At 34.9% G+C, this 13,633-nt stretch carries 13 protein-coding genes; 7 read left to right on the plus strand and 6 right to left on the minus strand.

Features of this window, described 5'->3' with window-relative positions:
* Positions 1-118: 118 nt before the first annotated feature.
* Positions 119-2,167 carry a M13 family metallopeptidase gene (locus B5X55_RS05520; RefSeq protein WP_079511622.1) on the minus strand — a complete coding sequence of 683 codons (2,049 nt, stop codon included), beginning with the start codon at positions 2,165-2,167 and terminating at the stop codon, positions 119-121.
* A 261-nt stretch (positions 2,168-2,428) separates the two neighbouring features.
* On the opposite strand from B5X55_RS05520, the gene B5X55_RS05525 reads away from it, so the two are divergent.
* Entirely contained in the window at positions 2,429-3,160 is a 732-nt protein-coding gene (locus tag B5X55_RS05525) for a carboxypeptidase-like regulatory domain-containing protein (RefSeq protein ID WP_079511623.1), read from the plus strand.
* On the plus strand, positions 3,160-4,176 hold the full coding sequence (locus tag B5X55_RS05530; protein ID WP_079511624.1) for a transglutaminase domain-containing protein: 1,017 nt from the start codon (positions 3,160-3,162) through the stop codon (positions 4,174-4,176). Before B5X55_RS05525 ends, B5X55_RS05530 begins: the two co-directional genes overlap by 1 nt.
* 18 nt (positions 4,177-4,194) lie before the next feature.
* On the opposite strand, the gene B5X55_RS05535 is transcribed toward B5X55_RS05530, so the two are convergent.
* The 3 genes from B5X55_RS05535 to B5X55_RS05545 form a co-directional block, all read right to left on the minus strand.
* Entirely contained in the window at positions 4,195-4,713 is a 519-nt protein-coding gene (locus tag B5X55_RS05535; RefSeq protein WP_079511625.1) for a DUF4136 domain-containing protein, read from the minus strand.
* A gap of 66 nt (positions 4,714-4,779) precedes the next feature.
* Positions 4,780-5,781: a GTPase ObgE gene (gene obgE / locus B5X55_RS05540; protein WP_079511626.1), complete on the minus strand. Its 1,002-nt coding sequence runs from the start codon at positions 5,779-5,781 to the stop codon at positions 4,780-4,782.
* 284 nt (positions 5,782-6,065) lie between these two features.
* Positions 6,066-7,172, minus strand: coding sequence for an adenylate kinase (locus B5X55_RS05545; protein ID WP_079511627.1), 1,107 nt, complete (start codon positions 7,170-7,172; stop codon positions 6,066-6,068).
* Between the two features lie 136 nt (positions 7,173-7,308).
* Here B5X55_RS05545 and B5X55_RS05550 point away from each other — a divergent pair, with 136 nt between their 5' ends.
* From B5X55_RS05550 to B5X55_RS19265, 4 genes are all read left to right on the plus strand, one after another.
* Positions 7,309-8,463, plus strand: a complete 1,155-nt coding sequence (locus B5X55_RS05550; RefSeq protein WP_079511628.1) for a 5-(carboxyamino)imidazole ribonucleotide synthase — start codon at positions 7,309-7,311, stop codon at positions 8,461-8,463.
* Between the two features lie 5 nt (positions 8,464-8,468).
* Positions 8,469-8,957 carry a 5-(carboxyamino)imidazole ribonucleotide mutase gene (purE, locus tag B5X55_RS05555; RefSeq protein ID WP_079511629.1) on the plus strand — a complete coding sequence of 163 codons (489 nt, stop codon included), beginning with the start codon at positions 8,469-8,471 and terminating at the stop codon, positions 8,955-8,957.
* 82 nt (positions 8,958-9,039) lie between these two features.
* On the plus strand, positions 9,040-11,058 hold the full coding sequence (locus B5X55_RS05560; RefSeq protein WP_079511630.1) for a M3 family metallopeptidase: 2,019 nt from the start codon (positions 9,040-9,042) through the stop codon (positions 11,056-11,058).
* A gap of 56 nt (positions 11,059-11,114) precedes the next feature.
* Positions 11,115-11,336: a TMEM175 family protein gene (locus B5X55_RS19265; protein WP_394332837.1), complete on the plus strand. Its 222-nt coding sequence runs from the start codon at positions 11,115-11,117 to the stop codon at positions 11,334-11,336.
* Positions 11,337-11,561: 225 nt separating this feature from the next.
* On the opposite strand, the gene B5X55_RS05570 is transcribed toward B5X55_RS19265, so the two are convergent.
* A complete protein-coding gene (locus B5X55_RS05570; RefSeq protein ID WP_079511632.1) occupies positions 11,562-11,918 on the minus strand; it encodes a rhodanese-like domain-containing protein in 357 nt (118 codons plus the stop codon).
* Between the two features lie 72 nt (positions 11,919-11,990).
* Here B5X55_RS05570 and B5X55_RS05575 point away from each other — a divergent pair, with 72 nt between their 5' ends.
* Entirely contained in the window at positions 11,991-12,545 is a 555-nt protein-coding gene (locus B5X55_RS05575) for a sigma-70 family RNA polymerase sigma factor (protein ID WP_079511633.1), read from the plus strand.
* Between the two features lie 219 nt (positions 12,546-12,764).
* On the opposite strand, the gene B5X55_RS05585 is transcribed toward B5X55_RS05575, so the two are convergent.
* Positions 12,765-13,598 carry a UbiA prenyltransferase family protein gene (locus B5X55_RS05585; RefSeq protein ID WP_079511634.1) on the minus strand — a complete coding sequence of 278 codons (834 nt, stop codon included), beginning with the start codon at positions 13,596-13,598 and terminating at the stop codon, positions 12,765-12,767.
* Between the last annotated feature and the right edge of the window lie 35 nt (positions 13,599-13,633).

Raw genomic sequence — 13,633 nt, forward strand, 5'->3', positions numbered from 1 at the left:
TATCACTCTACATCTTAAGGCATTTCGACAACGCTCAATGTGATACTAAGCAATTAAAAAAAGAGCATAAAAAAAGGCGCTACAGAGTAGCGCCCTTTCTAATACTATATACTAAGATTTACCAAATATGAACTCTCTTTTCAGGAGCTAGGTACATGGCATCACCTTCTTTAATACCAAAAGCATCGTAAAACTCTTGAATATTTAAAAGTGGTTGAGTTGCTCTAACCATTCCTGGAGAATGTGGATCCGTCTTAATTTGTGTTCTTAAGGCTTCATCTCTACTCTTAGTTCTCCAAACTGTTGCCCAAGACATGAAAAAGCGTTGCTCAGGCGTAAAACCATCAATATCTTCAGGACGACCATTCTCTGCATAGTATCTTTGCAGTCCGTCATAAGCACCTAATAAGCCACCTAAATCACCAATATTCTCACCTAAGGTGAATTTACCATTTACGTTAACGCCTTCTAATACCGAAACACTATCATACTGTACTGCCAAAGCATCGGCTCTTTCAGTAAAGGCTTTCAAATCTTCATCTGTCCACCAGTTTTTTAAATTGCCATCCGCATCAAAACGAGAACCACTATCATCAAATGCATGTGAAATCTCATGTCCGATAACGGCACCGATTCCGCCATAATTTACTGCCTCATCAGCTGTATAATTGTAGAAAGGTGGCTGTAGAATAGCTGCAGGAAAAACAATCTCATTATTAAGAGGATTAAAATATGCATTTACTGTTTGTGGAGACATTCCCCATTCCGTCTTATCTACAGGTTCCCCTATTTCAGCAAAATTTTTTAATTCGCCCCATTTATCTACGGCTGTCATATTCTCGAAATAAGATTTTTCTTTCGATACATTCATAGTAGAATAATCTTCCCATTTATCTGGATAGGCTATTTTCACCGTAAACTTATCTAACTTCTCTATTGCTTTTGTTTTGGTTGAATCGCTCATCCAATCCAATACTGAAATGCGCTCTTTGAAAGCCTCTATTACATTCGCAATCATCAGTTCCGCTTTTGCCTTTGCCTCTGGCGGAAATTTAGCATCAACATACAACTGGCCTAAAGCTTCACCAACAGTATTATTCACCGTTGCTAAGGCACGTTCATCTGCCGCACGTTGTTCTTTAGCACCACTTAAATATTTGCTATAAAATTCCCAATCAGCTGTTTCTATATCGGTAGTTAATCTGCCCGCAGCACTATTAAAAGTATCCCATCTCACCAAACTCTTTATATCCTCTATTGGTGTTTCCTTCAAAAATTTGTCTAATGCTTCGGTATACCTCAACTGAGTAACCAAAAGCGTATCGAACTTTTTAGTAATCCCTAAATCAGAAATAAATTTATTTAAGTCTATCGTTGATAACATCTTGTCAGCATCGGCAATAGATCTCGGGTTATTATAATTTCTGGCATCTCTTCTTTCTACCTTATCTAATCTAGGTTCGGCAAGTTTGGTTTCCATAGCAAGAATTTTGTCGGCAGCTTTTGTAGCATCTGCTTCGGTATCCCCTAACCTTTGCAACATTTTTGAGATGTGCTTTTTATACTCCTCACGAATTTCGATAGATTTTTCATCTTGCTCTAAGTAGAAATCACGATCTGGGAGTCCTAAGCCATTAGCACCTAAATAAACAGCATTCATACTACTGTTGTTTAAATCGGCACCAGCTCCAATACTTAAAAACGGGGAAGAAACCGCTGCATTAGTAGCTAGAACAGTTTGTAAATCTTTTAAATTCTTCACTGAAGCGATAGCTTCCAATGCAGGTTGTAAAGGAGTAATACCAGCTTCATTTCTTGCAGCTGAATCTAATTTAGTATCAAAAATCGCCAATGCTTTTGCTTGATCTGTATCTGCTGCATAATTTCCACTTTCCTTTGCAGTTGCCAATATTTTTAAAACATCATCATCTGTAGATTTACGAAGTACACTGAACCCACCCCAACTTGTTCTATCATCTGGAATTTCAGTAAACTTCATCCAGTTTCCATTTACGTAGTTATAGAAATCTGATTTAGGATTTTGTGTAGTATCCATATTAGCTAAAACGATACCAGGTATTTTGTCTACCTCAGCGGTAGTTTTGGCTTCTTCTTTGCAAGAGGATAATGCCACCAAACCAGCAGCTAACAAATAAATTTTTTTCATAGTTGTGTTAATTAACGTATTGATATATGACGTTTAATTTAAGATTTGTTACAAAAATCAATAAAATTAATAACCATATCACCATTTAGCCTAATAAAATATTGGGCTTTAATGACCTAAAATTAATAAAAGTTTGTGGAACGTTATAAACCTAACCCTATTAGTATTGTTTACTAATTGAAAGTACCAATACCCTCATTCCTTATTTCTAAAATGACCGTTTCATGATAGTTTAGAGGTAATAATAAAAACCACTACATTATGAAAAGCACCTTAACAATTTCCGTAAAAGAACCCTGCACCGAAAAATTCACTAATTTTAGTAAAACCGAAAAAGGAGGTTTTTGCACGAACTGCCAAAAGGAAGTTATAGATTTTACCAAAGCATCGAATGAAGAACTTATTCGTCATTTTAGCAAGACATCTAATAAAACATGCGGAGTATTTAAATCGTCGCAACTCACCTCTTACGAAATCAATTCTTTACCCATGATACATAATAACATAATATCGAAAGGAATAGGAATGATGACCCTATCGCTATTGGCGCTATGTACCACCCAAATTAACGGTCAAGAAACAGCAGATATTGAAACTGGCATTGAGGTAGTATCTACAGAAACTCTGGGTAAAATTGCAATTATTGAAACCGTACAAGAATATTTTTTAGTGAAGGGCACGGTTCTCGATGAAGCCAATGAACCGTTACCAGGAGTTAATGTAGTATTAAAGGGCTCTACTATAGGTATACAGACAGATATTGATGGAAAGTATGAGTTTCCGCAAGAACTAGAGGTTAATGATGTTTTGGTGTTTAGTTATATTGGTTATGAAACCAAAACATATAAAGTTACCGCCAGCAAATCTTCTTCCATAGACGTTAATATTACCTTTAACACCTATGATGTTGAACTAATGGGTGATATTGTAATCGAAGGGAATTATAGTAGCAAAAGAAATGTATTTCAAAAGTTCATTTCCATCTTCAAATAATGAAAATAGCTTTTGTATTCTTGTTAGTATCATTTTATTTCTCATTCGCTCAGCGTTCAGGTTTTAATGACATCAATTTCAAAAAAGCTGATAGTGTTGCCGAAATTCATAAAGGAGAAAGTTTAATGAATTTACCTGTGCTTGTTTATAATTTAACAGCACCATTAGATACCGATGTTGAGAAATTTAGGGCTATTTATACGTGGATAAGTTCAAATATTGAGAATGATTATTCTTCATATGTAAAAATTCGTAATAAACGAAAGAGGCTTGTCAACAACAGGCAAGCCTTTTTAGATTGGAATAACAATATAACACCAATAGTCTTCGATAGGCTACCTAACGAGCGAAAAACAGCGTGTACAGGGTATGCGTATTTGGTTAAAGAGATGGCCAATCTTGCTGGCTTCAATTGTGAAATTATTAATGGTTATGGACGCACACCAACATTGCTATTAAAAGAAGATAGTGCACCAAATCATTCCTGGAATAGAATTGAAATAAACAATATATGGTATATCTGTGATGCCACTTGGTCTGCTGGGCAAACTATTCTAGAGGATGGAAACTCGAGGTTTGAACCTGATTATTTCGATGGATATTTTTTAGCAGAGCCCGAATTGTTTGCGAAAAATCATTTTTCAATTAATAAAGAAGAAATACAGCTAAATGACACGGAAAGTTTTACTGCGTTTATTGAAGGTCCTGTTATTTATAAGGAAGCTTTTTTAGCATCAATTATTCCCTTAAGCCCTCAAAAGATGCATGTCTATATTAAAAAGGGAGATTTAGTTACATTCAAATTAAATTTGCCTGATAATTTCAAAGAAGATAAATTTCAATTATTAATAAATACTGGAGGTCGACAAAAAACAATTCAACCTAACATCCTACGAAACCAAGATGAAATCAGTTTGCTTCATCGATTTCAAAAAACAGGTTTACACGATGTGCATATTTTAGTAGATAACGACTTTGTAGTAACCTACGTTGTTAAAGTGAAAAATGCCCGTTAACATAAGTGATTAAATAGCTTATTTCGGAGGATATTTACTAAATATCTTAGTCACTACCGCCTGAAGTTTTTCCTGTTTTTCAATTGGTGTGTCTCCTTCCCGAAAAGGACTTTCACTAATTGCTTGCCAAATTAACATGTCTTTATTCGAGTCGACAAAATCTAATTGTAATTCTCGGGTTAATTTTGGCCCACCAACGGGAATTCCAATAGAAACTCCTCCGCCTATGTTACCACCGCCTCCACCAAGTCCAACACCAACATTGTTGCCTTGCTGAGACTTAAATACAGAACTTTTAATATTGATAAAAATATCGGGTTCTTCTGCAAACATGAATCCTTTTTCACCTAAAGTAGCATCTAAGGCATCCATTAGTCTTTTCTCGTCTAATTGACTTAGACCGGTTTCCATGTCAGCAAAATAATTATAGGTAGTATATGAAGTGAAATCGGTCTGGTTATCATAGTCATAATTAACTCGAGCGACTCCGCAAGAAGTCAAAAGAAGTAATAGAACACTAAAAAAGTAGATTCTCATGATATTGTCTTTCTTTAAAATTAAAGAAAAATAAAGCTTAATTCGAGTTTTTAAACAGGTATTCGATTAAGAGTTAAGCATTGCCCAAAGCTTATCCTTTAATTCAACAATACCCATTTGAGCAACTGATGATATAAACATAAACGGAGTACCGTTTAAATCTTTGTTTAATTCCTCTCTCATTTCATCCATGAGCTCATCATCAAGCATATCACTTTTAGAGATACATATTAAACGGTCTTTATCAAGCAATTCAGGATTGTAACGTCTTAACTCATCTAACAAAATCTCGTATTCCTTACTTATATCTTTACTATCTGCAGGTATTAAAAAAAGTAAGTTTGAATTACGCTCAATATGTCTTAAGAAATAATGACCTAAACCTTTACCTTCTGCTGCTCCTTCAATTATACCGGGAATATCGGCCATTACGAAACTCTTAAAATCGCGATATTCCACAATTCCTAAGTTCGGTTTTAAGGTAGTAAACTCATAATCGGCAATTTTTGGTTTCGCTGAAGTTATAACGGACAATAAGGTTGATTTACCAGCATTTGGGAAACCTACCAAACCAACATCGGCCAGTACTTTTAATTCTAATAAAAACTCGCCTTCAAGACCATCAACACCAGGTTGTGCATATCTAGGAGTTTGATTAGTAGAAGTTCTAAAATGCCAGTTACCACGACCGCCCATTCCACCTTTCAACAAAATTTTCTCCTCACCATGCTCCGTGATTTCAAAAAGCACGTCTTTGGTCTCAAAATCTTTAATAATGGTACCTAAAGGAACATCTAAGTATACATCTTCACCGTCAGCCCCAGTGCTCCGGCTTTTACTGCCATGTTCACCATGACCGGCCTTAAAATGTTTTTTGTATTTAAAGTTTACCAGTGTCCAAAGGTTTTCATTACCTCGAACAATGATATGACCTCCACGACCACCATCACCCCCATCAGGGCCACCTTTGGTAATAAATTTTTCTCTGTGTAAATGCACAGACCCCTTGCCTCCTTTACCAGAAGTCAAACCCACTTTTACATAATCTACAAAATTACCTTCTGTCATGGTATAATATTAATTTTTCAATAAACCCCTTTATAAAGAGTTACAAGGTGTTATACATTTTCACAAAACTACATTGTAAATGAAAACATCTTGTCGTTGTGCTATAGGCCAAAATCTAGAGAGTCATCTATGTAAAACACATAAATCAAGTACACTATAGCAATTATTACAAATGTCAATATTGCAAAACCTACTGTAAACATGCAACTCTTTAAACCGTCTTTTGGTCTTATTACTTCATCTGGCATTTACGTCTGTTTTGTAATCGGTTTAATAGGCAGTAATTATAAAGCCTCTATCACCTTAGTTAAACGCTCCGTAATTTCTACTATAGAACCGATACCGTTTACACTATGAAATTTATCTTGTGCTTCGTAAAATTCCTTTACAGGAGTAGTTTTTTGATTATACTCGTCGAAACGATTTCTAATTTTGGCGACATCTTGATCATCACTACGACCACTAATTTTACCACGTTCTAAAAGACGTTCTATTAAAATTTCATCATTCGCTTCTAGAGCAATAGTAGCATTAATTCCCATGTCCTTCGATTCTAAGAAATTATCCAATGCTTCAGCTTGTGCTGCAGTTCTTGGAAATCCATCAAAGATAAATCCGTCAGCTTCAGGATTTTTTTCAACTTCTTCCCTCAACATTCTTATGGTAACCTCATCAGGTACCAAATCACCTTTATCCATATATGATTTAGCCAAAGTTCCTAACGGTGTTCCGTTTTTGATATTATAGCGAAACACATCACCTGTAGAAATATGTTTGAGGTTATATTTTTCTTTTAGGAATTCTGCTTGTGTGCCCTTGCCGGCTCCTGGCTTACCAAAGAGTACAAGATTGATCATATGTTTCTGGTTTAGTTGGTATACTTCTTTTAAATTTCTTCCTTGCTCTTTATAATCAAGACCATAACCTACGATAAAATTATCTGGTATGGCCAGGCCAAAATAATCAATGGCATATTCACCTTTGTACACATCTGGCTTATAAAAAAGACTAGCTATTTTAAATTCCTTGACATTGGTTTTTGAAAAAAGATGAACCAATTTTTGCAAGGTACGCCCTGTATCAATAATATCTTCTATGATAATAACACTGCGACCTTCAATATTTTCTGGAACATCCAATAAAGTTTCTACAATACCTGTAGATGTTAAGCCTTGGTAAGAACTTAACCTTACAAACGAAACTTCACATGGATGCTGATAGGCCTTCATTAAGTCAGAAACGAACATAAATGAACCGTTCAAAACGCCCACAAAAATTGGCGTCTCGTCTTTATAATCTGCAGCAATTTTATCAGCGACGGATTTTACGGCCTGTTGAATTTCCGATTCGCTTAGAAAACGTTTAAAAAACTTGTCGTGAATTTGTATCAATTTTCTTAAATTATCAAGGTTTGCAAAGATAAGGTATTGCCTTGTGTTTTTAATTAGAAAGGAATTGGTTTCTAAGATTTAACCGTATTTTTGTGGTACTTAAGGCGTTTTTTTTACTACTAAAAGCAACATATCTATGGATTACTTTTCTTCAGATTTCAAATTAGGCATTTTAGGTGGTGGCCAACTTGGTAAAATGATGCTGTATGAAACTCGAAAATGGGATATTTACACCAAGGTTTTAGATAATTCTTCTGAAGCTCCAAGCCGCATTTCATGTAATGAATTTGTTAAAGGCAGCCTTCTCGATTATGACACTGTATATAATTTCGGGAAAGATGTTGATGTACTTACCATCGAAATAGAAAATGTAAATCTTGATGCTTTAGAAAAATTAGAAGAGGAAGGTGTAAAGGTTTTTCCACAGCCAAAAGCATTGCGAATTATTCAAAACAAGGCAAAGCAAAAATTGTTTTATGTAGACCACGCAATACCCACAGCAGATTTTCAACGTTTTGCTTACTTGAGTGAAATTGAGGATAGCATTGCAAATGGTGGATTAAAATTACCGTTTGTATGGAAAGTGGCTCAATTTGGCTATGACGGGCAAGGAGTAAAAGTAGTTAGAAACTTAGCTGATTTAAAAGGACTACCTGCAGGAGAATGTATTGCAGAAACTATGATTCCGTTTAAAAATGAGTTAGCGGTCATCGTTTCTAGAAACTCTGAAGGAGAAATTAAAACTTACCCTGTTGTAGAAATGGAATTTCACCCAGAAGCCAACCAAGTAGAATATGTGATTTGTCCGGCTAGAATTGATGCTAAAGTTGCTGAAAAAGCGCGATCGTTAGCATTACAAGTTGCCGAAAAAATTGGACTTACAGGTTTACTTGCCGTTGAAATGTTTCAGACCATAGACGATAAAATTTTAGTGAATGAAGTGGCGCCGAGACCACATAATAGTGGTCATTACAGCATTGAAGCTAGCTATACCAATCAATTCGAACAACATATACGTAGCATTTTAGGCTTACCACTAGGAAGCACAGATAGCAAAGTAGCGGGTGTTATGGTAAACCTAGTTGGTGAAGAAGGCTATACCGGCGATGTAGTCTACAAAAACATAGCTGAGATAATGGCCATGGAAGGTGTTACCCCGCATATTTATGGAAAAGCACAAACAAGACCATTTCGAAAAATGGGTCATGTGACCATTGTTAATAATGATTTGGACAAAGCGAGGAGTATCGCGCAGAAAGTAAAGGAAACTATTCAAGTGATTTCAAAATAAAAAAAATGAGTAAAGTAGCCGTAGTAATGGGAAGTACAAGTGACATGCCCGTAATGCAGGAAGCCATAGATATTTTAAAAGGTTTTGACATAGAAGTTGATGTAGACATTGTTTCTGCACACCGAACACCAGAAAAATTATTCGATTTTAGCAAAAACGCACATATTAATGGTTACTCGGTAATTATTGCTGGTGCTGGTGGCGCTGCTCATTTACCAGGTATGGTGGCCTCATTGTCTCCCTTACCTGTGATTGGCGTACCTGTAAAAAGCAGCAATTCTATTGATGGTTGGGATTCTATTCTTTCTATACTTCAAATGCCAGGCGGCGTACCAGTTGCAACAGTTGCACTAAACGGAGCAAAAAATGCAGGTATTCTTGCTGCTCAAATTATAGGCAGTTCAGACAAATGCGTATTAGATAAAATTATATTTTATAAAGAAGGTTTGAAACAAAAAGTTATTGAAGGTGCTAAAGAGGTGAACGGTAAATAAACCTTAGCGTTAAAAGGAAATTTATATTTTACTAATACAAGCAAATCATAATACTCAAATCTAATATTTCAATTCCATTTAAATGAATCCACTATTATCCCCATTCGATACAGCTCCATTTTCACAAATAAAAAATGAACATTTCAAACCTGCATTTCTTCAATCTATTGAAGATGCTAGACAAGAAATTGATGCCATAACATTAAATACTGATGCTCCTTCTTTTGAGAATACAATTGAGGCATTAGAATTTTCTGGTCAACAACTAGACCGCATATCAAGTGTATTCTTTAATTTGAATTCTGCCGAAACGAATGAAGAAATTCAAAATATCGCTCAAGAAATTTCACCATTACTATCAGAGTTTGGGAATGATATTACTTTAAACGAAGCGCTTTTTAAAAGGGTAAAATCAGTTTTCGCTAAAAAGGACTCATTAGACCTTAACGCAGAGCAAGACACACTTCTAGATAAGAAATACAAAAGCTTCAGCAGAAACGGCGCCAATTTATCTGAAGAAAAAAAGATACGTTTACGAGCCATAGATGCTAAGTTGGCAAAATTGAAATTGACTTTCGGAGAAAATGTTTTAGCAGAAACCAATAAATACCAATTACACTTAACGGATGAAGCAGATTTAGACGGACTCCCAGAAGGCGAAAAAGAGGCTGCAGCACAATTAGCCGTATTTAAAGGAAAAGTAGATGGATGGTTGATTACATTAGATTACCCAAGCTATATTCCCTTTATGAAATACGCTAAAAACCGAAAGTTACGCAAAGAGCTTTCCATGGCTTTCGGCAGTAAAGCTTTTCATAATGATAAATTGGACAATCAAAAAAATGTTCTTGAAATTGCAAAATTGAGATACGAAAGAGCGAATCTTTTGGGATATAAAACACATGCTAATTTTGTTCTAGAAGAACGCATGGCAGAGACTCCTGAGAAAGTACATTCATTTTTAAATGAATTACTTGAAAAAGCAAAACCAGCAGCAGAACGTGAGTTTCAGCAGCTAGAGAATTTTGCAAAAAAATTAGATGGAATTGAACGTTTAGAAAAATGGGATAGTAGTTTTTATTCAGAAAAATTAAAACAAAAATTATTCAACCTTGATGATGAAAAGCTAAAACCTTATTTTAAGCTAGAGAATGTTATTAAGGGAGTTTTCAAAGTTGCCGAAAACTTATTCGGACTTCAGTTTGAAGAAGTGAATGATATAGAGAAATACCACGACGAGGTAAAAACCTACAAGGTTTACGATAATGACAAAAACTTCGTTTCCTTATTTTATGCAGATTTTCACCCAAGGGCGGGCAAACGAGGTGGTGCATGGATGACATCATTTAAATCGCAATGGAAAAGAAATGAAAAGAATGTTCGACCACACATATCAAATGTGTGCAATTTCACTCCTTCAACTAAAAGCAAACCTTCCTTATTGACGTTTAATGAGGTAACTACATTATTTCATGAATTTGGTCACGGTTTACATGGTATGTTAGCCAACACGACCTACCCTAGTTTATCAGGAACATCTGTTTTTTGGGATTTTGTAGAATTACCAAGCCAGGTTTTAGAAAATTGGTGCTACGAAAAAGAAGCGTTAGAATTATTTGCAACACATTACCAAACCGGTGAAACCATACCTATGGAACTGGTAAAAAAAATAAAAGAGTCAGCCACATTTCAAGAAGGGATGCAAACACTTCGCCAGCTTAGCTTTGGCTTATTAGACATGTCATGGCACGGCACCAACCCAACAGATATTACAAACGTTAAGCAACACGAAGACGAAGTATTTAAAAATACTAGCCTTTACCCAGAAACTCCAGAAACTTGTATGAGCACAGCATTTTCCCATATTTTTCAGGGCGGATATTCCTCTGGATACTACAGTTACAAATGGGCAGAAGTATTAGATGCAGATGCCTTTGCCTATTTTAAAGAGAAAGGTATTTTCAATAAAGAGGTGGCCACTAAGTTTAAGGATAATGTGCTATCAAAAGGAGGAACTGAAAACCCAATGGTTCTTTATAAAAGGTTTAGAGGGTCTGAACCTAAGGTTGAAGCGTTATTAGAACGAGCAGGATTACTATAACTTTAGCCAAACAAACAATAGCCATTCACAAGTTCATCTATGAAAAGAATAGAGTAATAGCATTTTACGATGCCGCCTTTTCAATTGCGATGACGCACCTTGTTTTAGAAATAGATGTGCCGAGCAGCGACGAGCTAAATCAAAGTGATTTTTTATCCGTTTTATCAAATCGAATACCCAGTTTCATTGGGTTCTTGGTAAGCTTTATAGTAATAGCCATCTACTGGGTTTCACACCTACGAGTATTTAGCTATGTACGGCATATCAAAGAAAACTAATTTGGTTGAAATTCATGTCTACCAATGCTGTTCTAGTATGGACTTTAGCCGCTATTTTTGTGCCTTTTTTACCTATAACAGCACGTGTAGTTTTTGTGTTGATATTTATTATTCAGGCTATAGGTAATCGATATTATAAAAAAATTAGAGATGAAACGGTTTTAGCATCCTAGAACTGTTTCATTATTAAAAAAATGCAGTGTAATTATAAGAGTAAACTGATAATTAATCCTTAGATAAATGCCACATATCATAACCACCTTCAAGGTTAATTACATGTAAAAATCCAAGTTCTTTTAATCTAGCTTGAGATTTTAAGCTTCTACCACCTTTCTTACAATAAACATAAATGGTTTTATCCTTATCAATCGATGCCACTTGTTGATTAAAGTCAGCTGAAAACCAATCGATATTAAGTGCACCTTCAATACAACCTTCATCAAATTCTTTTGGTGTTCTGACATCAATAAGAATTTCTTTAGTTGAGTCAAAGCTTTTAAATTCAGTAATAGGTCGTGATTCCATTTGTGCAAGTCCGAGTTGAGCACTTATCAATAGAATAAAAAATATAATGTTTTTCATGACTTGATCGATTATACCCAAAAGTAATCATAATCCCCAAAATTAATTTACTTTTGAAGTGCAGAATAAAAAATGGAAACACACCAACTACATCCTGATACATGGGTAGATCTTTATGCGGACTACCTTTTCAATTATGCCGTTACAAGGGTTAATGATTCTGAAATCGCAAAAGATCTTGTGCAAGACACTTTTATAGCAGGTTTAAAATCAGCTAAAAATTTTAAAGGAGATGCTGCAGAACGCACTTGGCTTATTGCTATTTTAAAAAGAAAGGTTATTGATCATTATCGTAAAATAAATTCAAAAAAAGGAAAAGCAGAGGTACGAATGAGTTATAGCTCACAAACTGATGCAGAGGGCGATTGGTTAGAAGAACGCATCGCTGATCCTAATAGCAATTTCGAAAATGATGCTATTGAAAACGAAGAATTGGGCCTTGCTATTCAAAACTGCATTTCTAAATTACCAAAGAAACAAGCTCAGGTTTTTATTATGAAAACTATTGAAGGAATGGAAACCGAAGATATTTGTAATTCTCTTGGAATAAATGCGTCTAACCTTTGGGTAATGATTCATAGAGCCAGAACAGGTTTAATGGGTTGTTTAAATCAAAATTGGTTTTAATTATGATGATTTCATGCGAAAAAGCGGCAAAAATTTGCGATAAAGCTCAATACAAAGAAGCTTCAATTTGGGAGAAAATAAAATTAAAGTTTCATTTACTTATGTGCAACACTTGCGCAAAACATAGTTTAAAAAATAAAAAATTGACCTCGCTATGTAAACAAGCGAAACTTGTTGTATTGTCTGAAGAAGACAAAAAGAAAATGAAAGATTCTTGTTCTAAAGCAAAATAGAATATTTATTACCTACAATTATAAGTAACCACCAAAATAAAGGAATAGCCTCCACCCAAAATGAGGAAAAATATTTCTTTTGATTCAATTCAGTTTTAAGAATTATCCCTAATAAAATTAATAATAGAATTGTGTTTACACCAACACTAATAAAATCCAAATTTGTTTTTAAAAATGTGGCTGCGTAAAAAATAATTGACCAACCATATCCAATTATCTTTGCCCCCTTCACCCCTACTCGCTGCGGCAAAGTCTTCAATGCTACACTATCATATTTTAAGTCCCGAATTTCAAAAGGAACTAACATTACAAGCACCAGCATAAAACGTTGAAAGGCTTCAACCTTTACATTCCAGGTAATTACCTCTAATTGTGAGATGGCAGGTAATATAACGGTTGTTCCTGCCCATACCGTTGCTACAATTAAAATTTTTAATCCACTTAAACTCCTGAAATTTTTATGTTTCGGTAAAACAGGCAAAGCATACAAACCCGTAATAGCAATCAAAACAAAAAGTGAAATCAAAACTCTTTCAGACAAAAAGAACATCTGATAAAAGGATATAAGTAAACATCCAAAACTAAAAAATTGAATATTTTTATGATACCTATTGGCTACTAGGATATATTTCTCTGCTTCAACGCCATATTTTACAAAGTTATAACAGCCGATAGACCCAAAAAATATAAAAATATAAAGTTCTTGAGGTACATTTCTGTTTAAGGTAAGTGCGGTTACATGAACCAAACTAAATATAGCTAAAGCCACATGAATGCTAGCATCTAAGTAAAAATCAAAAATCCTTTTAATAAGGGCCATTGAACAAAAGTAGTTAAAGTGTTTATAACCCCTTG

The organism is Maribacter arcticus (genome assembly GCF_900167935.1).
Classification (GTDB): domain Bacteria; phylum Bacteroidota; class Bacteroidia; order Flavobacteriales; family Flavobacteriaceae; genus Maribacter; species Maribacter arcticus.